General features: G+C 33.2%; 15 protein-coding genes and 1 tRNA gene. 10 read left to right on the top strand and 6 right to left on the bottom strand.

Annotated features, from left to right (window positions below):
* Nucleotide 1: 1 nt before the first annotated feature.
* Nucleotides 2–74 (bottom strand) — tRNA-Lys (locus AC3Y25_RS24025).
* A gap of 126 nt (nt 75–200) precedes the next feature.
* On the opposite strand from AC3Y25_RS24025, the gene AC3Y25_RS24020 reads away from it, so the two are divergent.
* Nucleotides 201–719 carry a shikimate kinase gene (locus AC3Y25_RS24020; protein WP_489904492.1) on the top strand — a complete coding sequence of 173 codons (519 nt, stop codon included), beginning with the start codon at nt 201–203 and terminating at the stop codon, nt 717–719.
* Here the strand turns inward: AC3Y25_RS24020 and AC3Y25_RS24015 are convergent.
* Both AC3Y25_RS24015 and AC3Y25_RS24010 read right to left on the bottom strand, forming a co-directional pair.
* Nucleotides 711–1211 (bottom strand): phosphoribosyltransferase domain-containing protein, encoded by a 501-nt coding sequence (locus AC3Y25_RS24015; RefSeq protein WP_489904491.1) that lies wholly within the window; start codon nt 1209–1211, stop codon nt 711–713. The two genes, AC3Y25_RS24020 and AC3Y25_RS24015, sit on opposite strands and share 9 nt — an antisense overlap.
* A gap of 170 nt (nt 1212–1381) precedes the next feature.
* Complete coding sequence (locus AC3Y25_RS24010) at nt 1382–1774, bottom strand: RNA-binding S4 domain-containing protein (RefSeq protein ID WP_248728003.1); 393 nt, start codon at nt 1772–1774, stop codon at nt 1382–1384.
* A 70-nt stretch (nt 1775–1844) separates the two neighbouring features.
* On the opposite strand from AC3Y25_RS24010, the gene bamM reads away from it, so the two are divergent.
* Nucleotides 1845–3047 (top strand): BamM family beta-barrel-assembly machinery protein, encoded by a 1203-nt coding sequence (gene bamM / locus AC3Y25_RS24005; protein ID WP_489904490.1) that lies wholly within the window; start codon nt 1845–1847, stop codon nt 3045–3047.
* Nucleotides 3048–3238: 191 nt separating this feature from the next.
* Nucleotides 3239–4180: a hypothetical protein gene (locus tag AC3Y25_RS24000; RefSeq protein ID WP_489904489.1), complete on the top strand. Its 942-nt coding sequence runs from the start codon at nt 3239–3241 to the stop codon at nt 4178–4180.
* 76 nt (nt 4181–4256) lie between these two features.
* Here AC3Y25_RS24000 and AC3Y25_RS23995 read toward each other — a convergent pair whose 3' ends face one another.
* The 3 genes from AC3Y25_RS23995 to AC3Y25_RS23985 form a co-directional block, all read right to left on the bottom strand.
* Entirely contained in the window at nt 4257–5210 is a 954-nt protein-coding gene (locus AC3Y25_RS23995) for a transketolase family protein (protein WP_248728000.1), read from the bottom strand.
* A 71-nt stretch (nt 5211–5281) separates the two neighbouring features.
* Nucleotides 5282–6130 (bottom strand): transketolase, encoded by an 849-nt coding sequence (locus AC3Y25_RS23990; RefSeq protein WP_095931688.1) that lies wholly within the window; start codon nt 6128–6130, stop codon nt 5282–5284.
* 248 nt (nt 6131–6378) lie between these two features.
* Nucleotides 6379–6681 (bottom strand): hypothetical protein, encoded by a 303-nt coding sequence (locus AC3Y25_RS23985; protein WP_489904488.1) that lies wholly within the window; start codon nt 6679–6681, stop codon nt 6379–6381.
* 374 nt (nt 6682–7055) lie between these two features.
* Between AC3Y25_RS23985 and tgt the strand changes: the two genes are divergently transcribed.
* The 7 genes from tgt to AC3Y25_RS23950 all read left to right on the top strand — a co-directional run bounded on the left by tgt (nt 7056) and on the right by AC3Y25_RS23950 (nt 14131).
* Nucleotides 7056–8186: a tRNA guanosine(34) transglycosylase Tgt gene (gene tgt, locus AC3Y25_RS23980; protein WP_095931686.1), complete on the top strand. Its 1131-nt coding sequence runs from the start codon at nt 7056–7058 to the stop codon at nt 8184–8186.
* Nucleotides 8187–8270: 84 nt separating this feature from the next.
* Nucleotides 8271–9359: an LptF/LptG family permease gene (locus tag AC3Y25_RS23975; protein WP_095931685.1), complete on the top strand. Its 1089-nt coding sequence runs from the start codon at nt 8271–8273 to the stop codon at nt 9357–9359.
* A complete protein-coding gene (locus AC3Y25_RS23970; protein WP_095931684.1) occupies nt 9346–10236 on the top strand; it encodes a DMT family transporter in 891 nt (296 codons plus the stop codon). Before AC3Y25_RS23975 ends, AC3Y25_RS23970 begins: the two co-directional genes overlap by 14 nt.
* A gap of 112 nt (nt 10237–10348) precedes the next feature.
* Nucleotides 10349–11302, top strand: a complete 954-nt coding sequence (locus tag AC3Y25_RS23965) for an acetyl-CoA carboxylase carboxyltransferase subunit alpha (protein WP_489904487.1) — start codon at nt 10349–10351, stop codon at nt 11300–11302.
* A gap of 140 nt (nt 11303–11442) precedes the next feature.
* Nucleotides 11443–12987: a replicative DNA helicase gene (dnaB, locus tag AC3Y25_RS23960; protein ID WP_248727994.1), complete on the top strand. Its 1545-nt coding sequence runs from the start codon at nt 11443–11445 to the stop codon at nt 12985–12987.
* A 135-nt stretch (nt 12988–13122) separates the two neighbouring features.
* Complete coding sequence (locus AC3Y25_RS23955) at nt 13123–13476, top strand: hypothetical protein (RefSeq protein ID WP_427875025.1); 354 nt, start codon at nt 13123–13125, stop codon at nt 13474–13476.
* Between the two features lie 25 nt (nt 13477–13501).
* Nucleotides 13502–14131 carry a hypothetical protein gene (locus AC3Y25_RS23950; RefSeq protein ID WP_427875024.1) on the top strand — a complete coding sequence of 210 codons (630 nt, stop codon included), beginning with the start codon at nt 13502–13504 and terminating at the stop codon, nt 14129–14131.
* Nucleotides 14132–14355: the final 224 nt, after the last annotated feature.

Below are 14355 nucleotides of genomic sequence, written 5' to 3'. Positions count from 1 at the left end.
GTGACCCGACTGGGGCTCGAACCCAGGACCCCATCATTAAAAGTGATGTGCTCTACCGACTGAGCTATCGAGTCATTTAATTTCTTGAATGCGGGTGCAAATATAAGGAGTTTTTTTTGAAGTTTCCAAGCTATTTTATCATAAATTTGTCTTTTTTTTGGAAAAATTCTCAAATGCTTAGTTTATAAGGTTTTATTAATATGAAAAAAATTGTGTTGTTAGGTTATATGGGCTGCGGAAAGTCTACAATTGCCCAAAATTTGTCAAAAATTACAAATATTCCGTTCTTAGATTTAGATAAATGTATCGAAGAAAGAGTAAATTTATCCATAAATGAGATTTTTGAGAAGCATGGAGAAGTATATTTTCGAAAATTAGAACATGAAATGTTCGTCGAATTGCTGCAATCTTCAGAAAATACTATTATTGGTCTTGGGGGAGGAACTCCATGTTATGCCAATAATCATGAATTATTAAAAGGAGACGATGTGGTGTCTATATATTTAAAAGCATCAATTGATACCTTATATAATAGATTGGTGCATAATAAAAGCAAACGCCCTTTGATTGCCAATATGAATGAGGAAGAAATGAAAGAGTTTATCGCGAAACATTTATTCGACAGAAGTTATTATTACAATCAAGCAAAACATAAAGTTTCGGTTGATGATAAATCTGTCGAAGAAACGGTTCAGGATATTTTAGAAATATTAGCTTAAAGAAGCATAGTCGCCGTTTTCTGAATTGAAAACAACTTGAACATGCTCTAGTAAAGAAGTTGAAAGTGAAATGCCTTTGAAATCTGCCTTTACAGGATATTTTTTATGATTACGATCAACAAGTACTGCTGTTTTGAATTTTTTAAGCGGAACATCTAAGAAATGACGAACAGCATAGATTAATGTAGTTCCAGAGTTCAAGACATCATCAACTAGAACTAATCCTTTGTTTTTGTATTCTTCGGTGGTTAATGAAGTTTGTATTGCTTGTTGCGGATTTTGTTTGTTTATTTTGACTTCGCAGATCGAAACTTTTAAGGTTGAAATATTGCTAAGCGCCGTAGCGATTTTTTCGGCAAAAAGAAATCCGTTAGAAGCAATTCCGGCAATAACAACTTCTTCTTCGTCTACAAAAGTCTCGTAAATTTGGTAAGCGATACGTTTTATTTTATGTTCGATTTCCTGATTGGTCAAGATTATATTGCTGCTCATAGTGTATTTTTTTGCTAAGATAATTAATTTAAAATCCAATATAGATAATCCAAATTTCAATTTTTTAAATTCCAAATTCCAAGTTTTGCTAAAAGTTATTTTTGGGATTTGGAATTTTATTTCTTTTTTGGAATTTGAAATTTGGAATTTGGAGATTGAAATTTGAACATTTATTCTATTTCTTCCTCTTCATCATAAATATCGTCTCCGTAATCGTCAATGTCTCTTCGATCTTTTTTGGTCGGACGTCCTGCGCCAGTTCTTCTCGAATGTTCTTTAGATAATTTTAATAGCTCTAAATGTGCAAAAGCTTCTGGAGGCGTTTCGTTTTTTTGATAAATATCTACCAACTTAGCTCCAACTCGATTTTGCGGAATGTCTAAAACCGTTATAATTTGTGTAATTTGATCTTTTCTAAATGTAATTCGGTCTGTGGGAAAAACTTCTTTTGAAGGTTTTGCAACTTGCCCATTTACAGTGATCTGATTCTTTTTGCAAGCTTCGGTTACCATGTTTCTAGTCTTGTAATATCGAACGCACCACAAGTATTTATCTATTCTCATAATTTTTCTAAAATCCAAGTTAAATTCTTTACAAAAATAAATCAATATTGTATCTTGCGCACCTAAAAAAATGATAATAATGAATAAATTTAAATATTATTTTGTTTTGTTACTTGCTGGTCTTGCCATCGTTTCTTGTAATAAAAATGACGATGATAAAACAGAAGTTGTTCCTTTAAGGGATTATCAAGAGCAATTTAATACTGATAATGCAGATATTGAAGAGTATTTAAAGACAAATTATATTACTGTGACAGCCAATATGGATGTAACAATTGCGCCTATAACCGATGCTGCTTCACAACCCTCAATAATGTCTTACTTAAATAGTGCTACTTATCCAAAGTTGGTTTTAAGAGAAATTCCATACATACATGGTATAACTTATAAAATGTATTATTTGGTTTTAAGAGAAGGTACTGGTGTTGCTCCAATGAATACGGATGGTGTTTTTACTGCTTATAGAGGAGAATATTTAAAACGTGTGGAAAAGACAGATACAGAGCCAGAACATTTAACAACTACTTTCTTTGAGCAGGTTATATATCCAAAGAGTATTATTGATATGTATGTGCTTAATGTTGTAAAGGGATGGAGTGAAATCTTTCCTCTGTTTAAAACTGGAACAACGACTTATAATGATGATGGAACCCCAAATTACCAAGATTTTGGTGCGGGTGTTTTATTTATACCTTCAGGATTAGGATATTATGCTGCGCCACCTTCTTCAAGTACGATTCCAGCATATTCACCTTTAATCTTTAGCTTTAAGCTTTATGATATTAGAAGAATGGATCATGAAAATAATGGTTATTCTAATGGTGTTTTATTAGAAAATCCAGATGGTGTATTTGATTATCAGGAGGATATTAACGGTGATGGTTTTGTTCGCGATTATAGAGATACAACTACATATCCTAATCCACCTGCTAATCCAGATGATTCAGATGGTGATGGTATTCCAGATTTTCTAGATCATGATGATGATGGAGATGGTTATACTACAAGATTTGAACTTACAAAACCTACAGATGCTCCTTTTTCAGGATTAAGCAAATATTATCCTTACGATCCTATTTTGGATAATCCTGCTACTCCAAATGTAGATGAAAGCGAATTGTGGGCTATTCCTAGAAGGCCAACGGGAGAGCTTACTGATCCTACGAAGCCAGAGTCAATCACAAATCCTCGTAAGTATGTTCCTGAGGATTATACAACGCCAGGAAGATTAAGAATACATTTGGATAAAACATATCCTTATCAAAAGAACTAAAATATAGAAGTTAAATAAGAAGCCTCGAAATGTTAATTTCGAGGCTTTTTTATTTATGTTTAGTTGTTAAGTGCTGATTTTTAGCTTGTTGTGTTTTTGTTGTAAGTTTTTATTTCTTTTTACGGAATCACGTAAGGATTTTATTTCTTATTGTTATAGATTTGAAAGAATAATATTAAAATTTTACAAAAATGAAAAAAATTATTGCATTGTTTTTAGGTTTAACTATTTTGTCATGTAGTAGTGAAGATCAAGCGACTCAAAATGTTGCTTCTTCAAATGAAACTTCAGCTTCAGTTTTAGATGGTAAACTATTGTCATTCAAAAATGAAGAGTCTTTTATTAAAGAATACTCAGATCTTGCTTTGTTAGATAGTAAAGGTCTTCAGGATTGGATTGCTTCGAAAGGATTAAATCCATTATTAAAAGTTTCTGAGGAATCAACTGGTACGGAAGAAGATGTTGTTGAGGAAACAAGAATTATTTATTCAGATGCATTGGAAGCAATTTTGAATGCTGAATCAAAAGTTAAAATTGGTGATAAGGTATTATGGCTTAATGAACGTGATTTTTATCTTCTATCAGAAAATGAAATTAATAAGAATCAAAAGGAACTTATTAGTATTAAAGAGAATTTAGTAGTTTACGGACAGCTTTTAAGTGTTTCAAAATCTACTAAAGATTTGGCAAGTAGATATGTTATTCCAAATGAAAATAGAATTAAAACATTTATTACAGATGAAAGTAGTTTTAATGTGCCAGGAATGAGATATAGACATGTATTAGATTTGTATAATGAGACAGTTGTTTTGAATAATGTTGTCTATTCAAGCAAAATGTTTTTAAGATCATTAATGCAATATCGATCATGTTCAACTTGGAGATGTACCTGGAAAACAGAATCAACTCCTGTACAGGTAGATGGAAGCAATATATCTGCAAATTCTCTGTTTTGGTCTGCTTCTTTAATTATGGATAATTCTGTTTCTGGAAGCAAAACTTTTCTATTAGCTAATTGGACTCCAAAAGCACCTTATGGTGAGCAATTTTGGTATCAAAATTTTACGGTGTCAGGAAATTTTAAAATTTACGTAGTAAATGCTTGGCACGAAATTGCACTTTCTTGGTATTAAAATAAAATTGATGTAAAATTAAAAAACCTCGGAATGCAAATTCCGAGGTTTTTTTATGTTCAAGAAAATCTAATAATTATTTTCTTTTGATAACTCTTTCTACAGCTTCAACAATTGCTTGATTGTTTAATTTGTATTTTTCCATTAACTGCTCTGGAGTTCCAGATTCTCCAAAACTATCTTTAACAGCTACAAATTCTTGTGGAGTTGGATTGTTTAAAGCCAATACGCCAGAAACACTTTCTCCAAGACCTCCAAGGTAATTGTGCTCTTCAGCAGTAACTACACATTTCGTTTTAGCAACAGATTTTAAAATAGCTTCTTCATCAAGAGGCTTGATTGTATGGATGTTGATTACTTCAGCAGAAATTCCTTTTGCTTCAAGAGCTTCAGCAGCAATAAGAGCTTCCCAAACTAAGTGTCCAGTAGCAATGATTGTAACATCTGTTCCTTCGTTTAATAAAATTGCTTTTCCGATTACGAAAGGCTCGTCAGCAGGAGTAAAGTTAGGTACAACTGGACGTCCGAAACGTAAATAAGCTGGACCATGGTGATCTGCTAATGCTAAAGTTGCCGCTTTAGTTTGGTTGTAATCGCAAGTATTGATTACAGTCATTCCAGGCAACATTTTCATTAAACCAATATCTTCTAAGATTTGGTGCGTTGCTCCATCTTCTCCTAAAGTTAAACCAGCGTGAGAAGCACAGATTTTTACATTTTTATCTGAATAGGCAACAGATTGACGAATTTGATCGTAAACTCTACCTGTAGAAAAGTTCGCGAAAGTTCCAGTAAAAGGAATTTTTCCGCCAATTGTTAAACCTGCAGCGATTCCAATCATGTTCGCTTCAGCGATTCCGATTTGGAAAAAACGCTCTGGGTGGTTTTTCTTGAAATCATCAAATTTTAATGATCCAATTAAGTCAGCACATAATGCAACAACATTTTCATTTTTTTGACCTAATTCAGTCATTCCCGCTCCAAAACCAGAACGAGTATCTTTACTTCCTGTATTTTCGTATTTTTTCATTTTGTTTTTTGCTATACGCAATAGGCTGTAGGCAATAGGCTTAAAGCTTAATGCTTACTGCTTAAAGCTTTTTAATAATCTGCTAAAGTTGAAATGTTTTGAGCTAAAGCACTAGCCAATTGATCATTGTTTGGTGCTTTACCATGCCAAGCATGAGTGTGCATCATGAAATCTACACCATTACCCATTTCTGTATGTAATAAAATGCAAACTGGTTTTCCTTTTCCTGTTCTTGATTTAGCGTCAGTTAAACCAGCGATGATAGCATCAATGCTGTTTCCTTCTTTGATTTCTAAAACATCCCAGTCAAAAGCTTCAAATTTAGCGCGAATACTTCCCATTGGCAGAACTTCATCAGTTGTTCCGTCAATTTGTTTACCATTAAGGTCGATTGTTGCAATAATGTTGTCTACTTTTTTAGCAGAAGCGTACATAATCGCTTCCCAGTTCTGGCCTTCTTGCAATTCTCCGTCTCCGTGTAAGCTATATACGATATGATTGTCTTTGTTTAATTTTTTAGCTTGAGCTGCTCCCAAAGCTACAGATAAACCTTGTCCTAATGAACCAGATGCAATACGAACTCCAGGTAAACCTTCGTGAGTTGTTGGGTGTCCTTGTAAGCGAGAATCTAATAATCTGAAAGTTGCTAATTCTGAAACTGGAAAATAACCACTGCGTGCTAGAACGCTATAAAAGACAGGTGAAATGTGTCCGTTTGAAAGGAAAAATAAATCTTCTCCAATTCCGTCCATATCAAAACCTTCTTTGCGGTCCATTATGTTTTGATATAATGTTACCAAAAATTCAGTACAACCTAATGAACCACCTGGGTGTCCAGAGTTTACAGCATGTACCATTCTAAGAATATCTCTTCTTACTTGGATCGTTAAATCGCTTAATTGTTGTGTGTTAGGCTTCATTTATATGTAAAATTTTAAACTGTAGCAAAAGTAACGGATATTTTGTGGGGAGACAAATGATTTTCTGCTTTAGTTTGTTTCAATTGTTAAATTTTTTTGCTCTTTTTTTATCAGATTTAAATAAAATCAAAGAAATTGATAATTGTATATAAAAGTTTTGCCACAGATTAAACGGATTAGAATGATTTTAAAAATCAGCTGAATCTGTTTAATTTGCGGCAAAAAAAATCTAGAATTTAGTAAGGTGTCTAATTGGTATCGCTTTCGCTATAATAATTATTCTCTTCATCTTCAGAGCCAATATCTTCTTGTGCGTCGTCTAGCTCAGCACCTGGAACATCCAAATCGTTTCCGATTTTATCACTGTTCTGCTTCCATTCGTGATTGTCATTATTAATTATTCTTTCTCTAGAAATATCTTGAGGATCGATATCTTCTAATCTTTCTTCTTGATTATAAATATCTTCGTTTGCTGGGTAATCCATGTTTTCAAGGTTTTTCTCAATTTGTTCATCCTTGATTTCGTCTAATTTATCTTCTGAATTTATCATGATTTCTAAAATTTAGTTGAATATTAAAATTACAAAAAGAAACAAATGAATTTGTTATACTTTAATAATAGGATTGTTGCAGTTTTTACATTCCGATTTTACCGATGAAATTTCTTTTGGAACCGTTTGCGTTAGGGATAGGAGCGGCATCCTTTTGCGATAAATGTCTCGTCTTAATTAAAATGATATGTTCTTGAGCAAAAGATATAGCGGATAGCCCGACCGTTAGGGAACGCCCAAATCAGGATAAGTTCAAATCTTAAAAATAGAATCTGAAATTAAGAAAATATTAGCTAAATTTCTAATTGACAATTTTTCTAATTCATAATATTTCCCTGAAATTAAACTATCTTTGCCGACTGAAAAACGAATTTATGAAGTTTGATTTATTACAAAAAGATCCGCAGTCAAAAGCAAGAGCGGGTAGTATTACTACAGATCACGGAGTTATAGAAACTCCTATTTTTATGCCAGTTGGTACTGTTGCTTCTGTAAAAGGAGTGCATCAGCGTGAATTGAAAGACGATATTAATCCGGATATTATTCTTGGAAATACCTATCATTTGTATCTGCGTCCGCAGACAGAAATTTTAGAGAAAGCCGGAGGACTTCATAAATTCATGAACTGGGATCGTAATATTTTGACTGATTCTGGAGGATATCAAGTATATTCTCTTTCTTCAAATAGAAAAATTAAAGAAGAAGGGGTAAAATTTAAATCGCACATTGACGGTTCTTACCACTTTTTTACGCCAGAAAATGTAATGGAAATTCAGCGTACCATTGGTGCCGATATCATTATGGCTTTTGATGAATGTACGCCTTATCCTTGCGATTACCGTTATGCGCAACGTTCTATGCACATGACCCATCGTTGGTTGGACAGATGTATCAATCATTTGGAAAAAGTACCTTATAAATATGGCTATGAACAAACGTTTTTCCCGATTGTTCAAGGAAGTACTTATAAGGATTTACGTCGTCAGTCGGCAGAATATATTGCGAATGCAGGACAGCAAGGAAATGCAATTGGCGGACTTTCTGTTGGAGAGCCAGCTGAAGAAATGTATGCCATGACTGAGGTAGTTTGCGAAATTCTTCCTGAAGATAAACCTCGTTATTTAATGGGGGTTGGAACTCCAATTAATATTTTAGAAAATATTGCGTTAGGAATTGATATGTTCGATTGCGTTATGCCAACTCGTAATGCAAGAAATGGTATGTTGTTTACAGCAAACGGAACAATCAATATCAAAAATAAAAAGTGGGAAGCAGATTTTTCTCCAATTGATGAAATGGGACATACTTTTGTAGATACAGAATATACAAAAGCCTATTTACGCCACTTGTTTGCGGCCAACGAATATTTAGGAAAGCAAATTGCTACCATTCATAATCTTGGATTCTATATGTGGTTGGTTCGTGAGGCAAGAAAACATATCTTAGCCGGAGATTTTAGACCATGGAAAGAAATGATGGTTAAAAATATGAGTCAAAGACTATAAAAAGTTCCAAGTTTCAGGTTTCAAGTTTCACGTTGTCTACAGAACGTGAAACTTGAAACCTGAAACAAAAAAAACAAAAACTATATGCTTTCAATAATAGATAAATACATCTTAAAAAGGTACCTCGGGACATTTTCTGTGATGCTTCTTTTATTTGCGCCAATCGGAATCGTAATTGATGTTTCTGAAAAGGTAAATAAAATGCTTGAGAACAAGATTCCGTTTGGAGATATTGCCTTCTATTATTACAATTTTACAATTTATTTTATTAATTCGCTGTTTCCGATATTCTTGTTTTTATCGGTAATTTGGTTTACTTCAAAGCTGGCCAACAATACAGAAATTATTGCGATTTTAAGTTCTGGAATTTCATATACACGTTTCTTGCGTCCTTATATTATAGGTGCAACTATCGTTTCTATTTTTGTTTTGCTAATGGGATTTTTTATCGTTCCAGCGGCCAGTGAAGGCTATAACAATTTTAGGTACACCTATCTGAAAGGAAATGGAAAGGAACTCATGCGTGGTGAAAACACCAACGTTTTCAGACAAATTAACGATCATGATTTTATTTTTGTAAACAGTTTTAACGAAGAATCAAAAACGGCCTTCAACTTTTCTTTAGAACATTTTGAAAAAGAAAAACTGACTTATAAAATCACTGCAAGCCGCATAAAATGGGATCCTAAAAAGAAGATTTACGTTTTATACGATTATACTAAAAGAACAGTAGGAGAACTAAATGATGTAATTGAAAAATCTCCAGAAAAAAATGTTGCCTTCAAATTTGAATTGGCAGATTTAACTCCAGTAGTGTATATTGCCGAAACACTAACTTTGGGTAAGCTGATCGATTTTATTGAAAAAGAAAGAAAAAGAGGTTCAGGAAACATCAATACCTATTTGGTTGTTCTTTATAAAAAATACAGTATTCCGGTTTCAGCATTTATTTTGACGATTATTGCGGTTTCAGTTTCTTCTATGAAACGCCGTGGCGGAATGGGAATGAACCTTGCTATTGGAATTGCAATTGCGTTTTCATTTGTATTCTTTGATAAAATATTTGGTACACTTGCCGAAAAATCTACATTCTCACCTTTATTAGCTGTTTGGTTCCCGAATATTGTTTTCGGAATTTTAGCAGTTTACTTATTACGTAATGCGAAACGATAATTTAAAAAGTTATTTAAATCTACACTTAATTGTTTTTATCTGGGGTTTTACAGCTATTCTAGGCGCTTTAATTACAATTGATGCCGATAATCTGGTTTGGTACAGAATGTTGATTGCCATGATTTTTCTTGGCGGATTTATTGCATTTAAAAAACAATCTTTTCAAGTTCCGATAAAAGAATTTTTTAAATTGATTTTTGTTGGGTTATTGATAGCATTGCACTGGATTTTCTTTTTTAAAGCAATTCATGTATCCAATGTCTCCATTACGCTTTCCATATTTTCTTTGGGAGCTTTTTTCGCCTCTTTATTAGAACCTTTATTTTATGGAAGAAAAGTGCTTTGGTATGAAGTTTTCTTCGGACTAATAATTATTGCTGGTTTAGGATTGATTCTTCAAGTTGAAATAAAATATCTTACGGGAGTTTATTACGCTTTGGCAGCCATCATTTTAGGGGTTTTATTTACCTTAATGAATGGAAAATTAATTTCAGATCACGAACCTTCAGTAATTACATTTTATGAATTTGGAGCGGGCGTTTTCTTCATCACCATTTACTTTTTATTTCAAGGAAAATTTACAGCAGATTTTTTCGAAATGTCTTTAAATAATTGGGTTTTATTATTGATTTTAGCCTCAATTTGTACGGCTTATGCCTTTACCGCTTCGGTAAAAGTAATGCAGCGATTAACGCCTTATACCGTAATGTTAACGACTAATTTGGAGCCGGTTTATGGGATAGTTTTGGCATATTTTATCTTGGGAGGAAAAGAAAAAATGAGTGTCGAATTTTACATCGGAGCCGTTATAATTATCATAACAGTTATTCTAAACGGTGTTTTCAAACATTATCAGAACAAGAAAGAAAACTTGTAATAGTTTACTTATTTTTAAATTGCATTTTTATACTTTAAATAACAATTAACTTCGCCAATGATATAATATTTTTATATTTGCGGTTCGATTTACAAACAAAATTCAAAAATCCATGGAATATTTAGATTTTGAGCTTCCAATTAAAGAACTTGAAGAACAGTTAGAAAAGTGCGTTATTATTGGAAAAGAATCTGACGTTGACGTAACGCCGACGTGCAAGGAAATCAACAAAAAATTAGTAGAGACTAAAAAAGAAATATATAAAAACCTTACGGCTTGGCAGAGGGTACAATTGTCAAGACACCCAAATAGACCTTATACTTTAGACTACATTAGAGCAATCTGTGGAGATACTTTCTTAGAACTTCATGGAGACAGAGGTTTTAAAGATGATAAAGCAATGGTTGGTGGTCTTGGAAAAATAAACGGTCAGTCGTTTATGATTGTTGGACAGCAAAAAGGTTACAATACAAAAACACGTCAGTACCGTAACTTCGGTATGGCTAATCCAGAAGGATACCGTAAAGCTTTGCGTTTGATGAAAATGGCAGAAAAATTCGGAATTCCAGTTCTTACTTTGGTAGATACTCCAGGTGCATATCCAGGACTTGAAGCTGAGGAAAGAGGACAAGGAGAAGCTATTGCTAGAAATATTTTTGAAATGGTTCGTTTGCAAGTGCCAATCATCACAATTATTATTGGTGAAGGTGCTTCTGGTGGAGCTTTAGGAATTGGTGTTGGAGACCGTGTTTATATGTTAGAAAACACTTGGTATTCTGTAATTTCTCCAGAATCTTGCTCTTCTATTTTATGGAAAAGCTGGGAGTACAAAGAGCGTGCAGCAGAAGCATTAAAACTGACTTCTTCTGATATGAAAAAACAAAAATTAGTTGATGATGTAATTCCAGAACCATTAGGCGGAGCGCATTATGACAGAGAAACTACTTTTAAAACAGTAGCGGAATATATTACAAAAGGATATAACGAATTGAAAGACTTATCAACAGCCGATCTAATTGCCCAGAGAATGGACAAATACAGTAATATGGGCGAGTATAAAGAGTAAATTCATATTTAACGATTAAAAATCCGAAGCCCTGCGGTTTCGGATTTTTTTTTGGTTATGAACAAATCAATATTATTTATAAACAATTATTAGTTATAACTCGATAGCAGATTTTTTTTAAATTTTGCTACTTTCGCTATATGGAAAATTTCAAAAATGTAAACCCTGTTAAGGTCGACAAAACCACAATTATCAATCTAGAAAAAGGTAAGCTTCCTCCTCAAGTTATAGACTTAGAAGAGGCTGTTTTGGGTGCGATGATGATTGATAAAAAAGGGGTAGATGATGTAATTGATATTTTACAGCCAGATGCTTTTTACAAAGACGCGCACAAACATATTTTTGAAGCGATTTTACAGCTTTTTACCGAAACACAGCCAATTGATATTTTAACGGTTTCGACACAGTTAAAGAAAAACGGAAAGTTAGATTTGGCTGGAGGCGATTTTTATCTGATTCAGCTTACGCAAAAAATTGCGTCTTCTGCCCACATCGAATTTCACTCACGTATTATTCTTCAAAAATTTATTCAAAGAAGTTTAATTCGTATTTCATCTGAAATTATCGAAGAATCGTATGATGAAACTACAGACGTATTCGATTTGCTGGATAAAGCCGAATCTAAATTATATGAGGTAACACAAGGAAATATCAAGCGTAGTTCTGAAACTGCTCAGAGTTTGGTTCTTCAGGCGAAAAAACGTATTGAAGAAATCGCGGGTAAAGAAGGTTTGAGTGGTGTGGCAACAGGATTTGAGAAACTAGATGAAGTAACTTCTGGATGGCAACCTTCCGATTTAATTATTATTGCGGCTCGTCCCGGGATGGGTAAAACGGCTTTCGTACTTTCGATGGCGAGAAACGTAAGTATTCAGTTCGGACATGCAGTTGCGATTTTCTCTCTGGAGATGGCGTCGGTTCAGTTAATTACAAGGCTTATTTCTTCTGAAACAGGATTGTCTTCAGAAAAACTAAGAACAGGTAAATTAGAAAAACACGAATGGGAACAGCTAAGTACTAAAGTGAAAAACTTAGAAAAAGCGCCATTATTTATTGATGATACACCGTCGCTTTCAATTTTCGATTTACGTGCAAAATGTCGTCGTTTGGCTTCACAGCACGGAATTAAGTTAATTATTATTGACTACTTGCAGCTGATGACTGCAGGGGGAAGCGGAAAAGGAGGAGGAAACCGTGAGCAGGAGATCTCGACAATTTCTCGAAACTTAAAAGCTTTGGCAAAAGAGTTGAACGTTCCTGTAATTGCACTTTCTCAGTTATCGCGTGCCGTTGAGACCCGTGGATCTAGTAAACGTCCGCTTCTTTCGGATCTTCGTGAATCTGGAGCGATCGAGCAGGATGCCGATATCGTTTCGTTTATCTATCGTCCTGAATACTATAAAATTGAAGAATGGGATGATGACGAAGCATCTTCGACACAAGGTCAGGCTGAGTTTATTATAGCCAAACACCGTAACGGTGGTCTTGAAAATATTCGTCTTAAATTCTTAGGACATTTAGGTAAGTTTGATAACCTTGAAGAGTTTACTGGAGGTTATGATGATTTGCCATCTAAAATGAATCATGATGATAATCCTTTCCTAACAAAAAATTTACCATCTGCTAACGAAGCTTTCGGAAGTAATTTAAATGATGATGATGACGACAGCGATGTTCCATTTTAAAAGTTAAAAAAGCCTTATTATTAAGGCTTTTTTTATGTTTTTATGTTAATCGTCTAATAAAAATCAGTAGTTTAGCTAAACCAATTACAAACTATTAGTTTTTTAAAAATTATTAACCAATAACAAATTTAAATTATGAATGAAGAAACTTTTCCAGGACCTATTCAGATTCCTGTAAAAACTGCAAATGAGTGGGAAAAGAGGTACGATGACGATAACTCAGTCGAAGACTCTAAGAACAAAGTAAAAGCTTTCTTAATACCTCGTGAAAGCTTAGAAAAAGTGTTAGAACTTAAAACGGAGGCTGTTTGGGCTTATTTGGGTATAAACGACCAAAAAGAAAAAACATTACTTTTCGTAGGTGCCAAATATGATCCGGAAACTAAAAAATGGATTAATGTTTACGGTAAAGGAGATGGAGTAGAAGGTGGTGAAGGTGCTGCTGATGATGTAGTGTATGATGGAATACGTCCTAGTCCACCGTATTAATATAAAGCATACATAGTAAAATAAAATGAATAATTTTTTAATATATGGTACTTATTTGGTTTTATTACTAAATTTAGTAGCCTACTCATTTAGCTTTTTCCGAAAGGGGGAAGCTAATGTTTTTTTTGTCTCTTACTTAGCATTTTGTTGCCTAATGCAGTATTCAATGGAGTTGTTGTATCAGTTAGGAATGACTAATTTAATCATTGTCAATATTTATTTTATTGGTCAGATGATATTATTAGGAATTTTTTACAACTCATTGATAAAAGTAAGAAGCCAAAAAATATTTATTAAAACCAGCTTAGCAATCGCATTATTAGTTTTAGCAATACAATTTTATAGGACTCCAAGCGAATTTCTTAAATTTAATTTGTTTGAAATTACTATAACAAATTTGCTCATCGTTATTTTTGCTTTGTTCCATGTCTACAATATGCTCACAGGAGACAAGATATATTATTATACCACTATAGGTTTAGTCTTCTATCTATTAGCAAGTACTGTGTTTTATTTAATTGGAAATCTTTCTATTGGATTAAGTGATGATTTGAAGCTCTTAACATGGATGATAAACAATTTCCTGATTCTTGGTTTGCAATTTTTTATTTTATATGATTGGATAAAAAACTTCTCGAAAAAAACAGTTTTTTAGAATTGAATATTTATTAACCTTCATAAAACTTTACTTTGAAAAAAAATGTTTTTTTGCAGCAGTAGTAGTTTTAGTTTCGTGTCAAAATCTAACGGCACGTAAAGATGAGATTAATTTAAGGGCGACTTTTTTATTAATAGAGTTAAATTAATCTCTATCAGAAATTTATTTTTGATAGAGATCTTTTTTGATAGCAATTTTGAAGAACTTATAACATTCAAAAT

Source organism: Flavobacterium sp. LK-23 (genome assembly GCF_058135255.1).
This window is presented reverse-complemented; position numbering and strand designations above follow the sequence as displayed.

Bases quoted from the DNA above. Each gene is read 5' to 3' on its own strand.
- AC3Y25_RS24020 (WP_489904492.1), top strand. From the start codon at position 201: ATGAAAAAAATTGTGTTGTTAGGTTATATGGGCTGCGGAAAGTCTACA.
- AC3Y25_RS24015 (WP_489904491.1), bottom strand. From the start codon at position 1,211: ATGAGCAGCAATATAATCTTGACCAATCAGGAAATCGAACATAAAATA.
- AC3Y25_RS24010 (WP_248728003.1), bottom strand. From the start codon at position 1,774: ATGAGAATAGATAAATACTTGTGGTGCGTTCGATATTACAAGACTAGA.
- bamM (WP_489904490.1), top strand. From the start codon at position 1,845: ATGATAATAATGAATAAATTTAAATATTATTTTGTTTTGTTACTTGCT.
- AC3Y25_RS24000 (WP_489904489.1), top strand. From the start codon at position 3,239: ATGAAAAAAATTATTGCATTGTTTTTAGGTTTAACTATTTTGTCATGT.
- AC3Y25_RS23995 (WP_248728000.1), bottom strand. From the start codon at position 5,210: ATGAAAAAATACGAAAATACAGGAAGTAAAGATACTCGTTCTGGTTTT.
- AC3Y25_RS23990 (WP_095931688.1), bottom strand. From the start codon at position 6,130: ATGAAGCCTAACACACAACAATTAAGCGATTTAACGATCCAAGTAAGA.
- AC3Y25_RS23985 (WP_489904488.1), bottom strand. From the start codon at position 6,681: ATGATAAATTCAGAAGATAAATTAGACGAAATCAAGGATGAACAAATT.
- tgt (WP_095931686.1), top strand. From the start codon at position 7,056: ATGAAGTTTGATTTATTACAAAAAGATCCGCAGTCAAAAGCAAGAGCG.
- AC3Y25_RS23975 (WP_095931685.1), top strand. From the start codon at position 8,271: ATGCTTTCAATAATAGATAAATACATCTTAAAAAGGTACCTCGGGACA.
- AC3Y25_RS23970 (WP_095931684.1), top strand. From the start codon at position 9,346: ATGCGAAACGATAATTTAAAAAGTTATTTAAATCTACACTTAATTGTT.
- AC3Y25_RS23965 (WP_489904487.1), top strand. From the start codon at position 10,349: ATGGAATATTTAGATTTTGAGCTTCCAATTAAAGAACTTGAAGAACAG.
- dnaB (WP_248727994.1), top strand. From the start codon at position 11,443: ATGGAAAATTTCAAAAATGTAAACCCTGTTAAGGTCGACAAAACCACA.
- AC3Y25_RS23955 (WP_427875025.1), top strand. From the start codon at position 13,123: ATGAATGAAGAAACTTTTCCAGGACCTATTCAGATTCCTGTAAAAACT.
- AC3Y25_RS23950 (WP_427875024.1), top strand. From the start codon at position 13,502: ATGAATAATTTTTTAATATATGGTACTTATTTGGTTTTATTACTAAAT.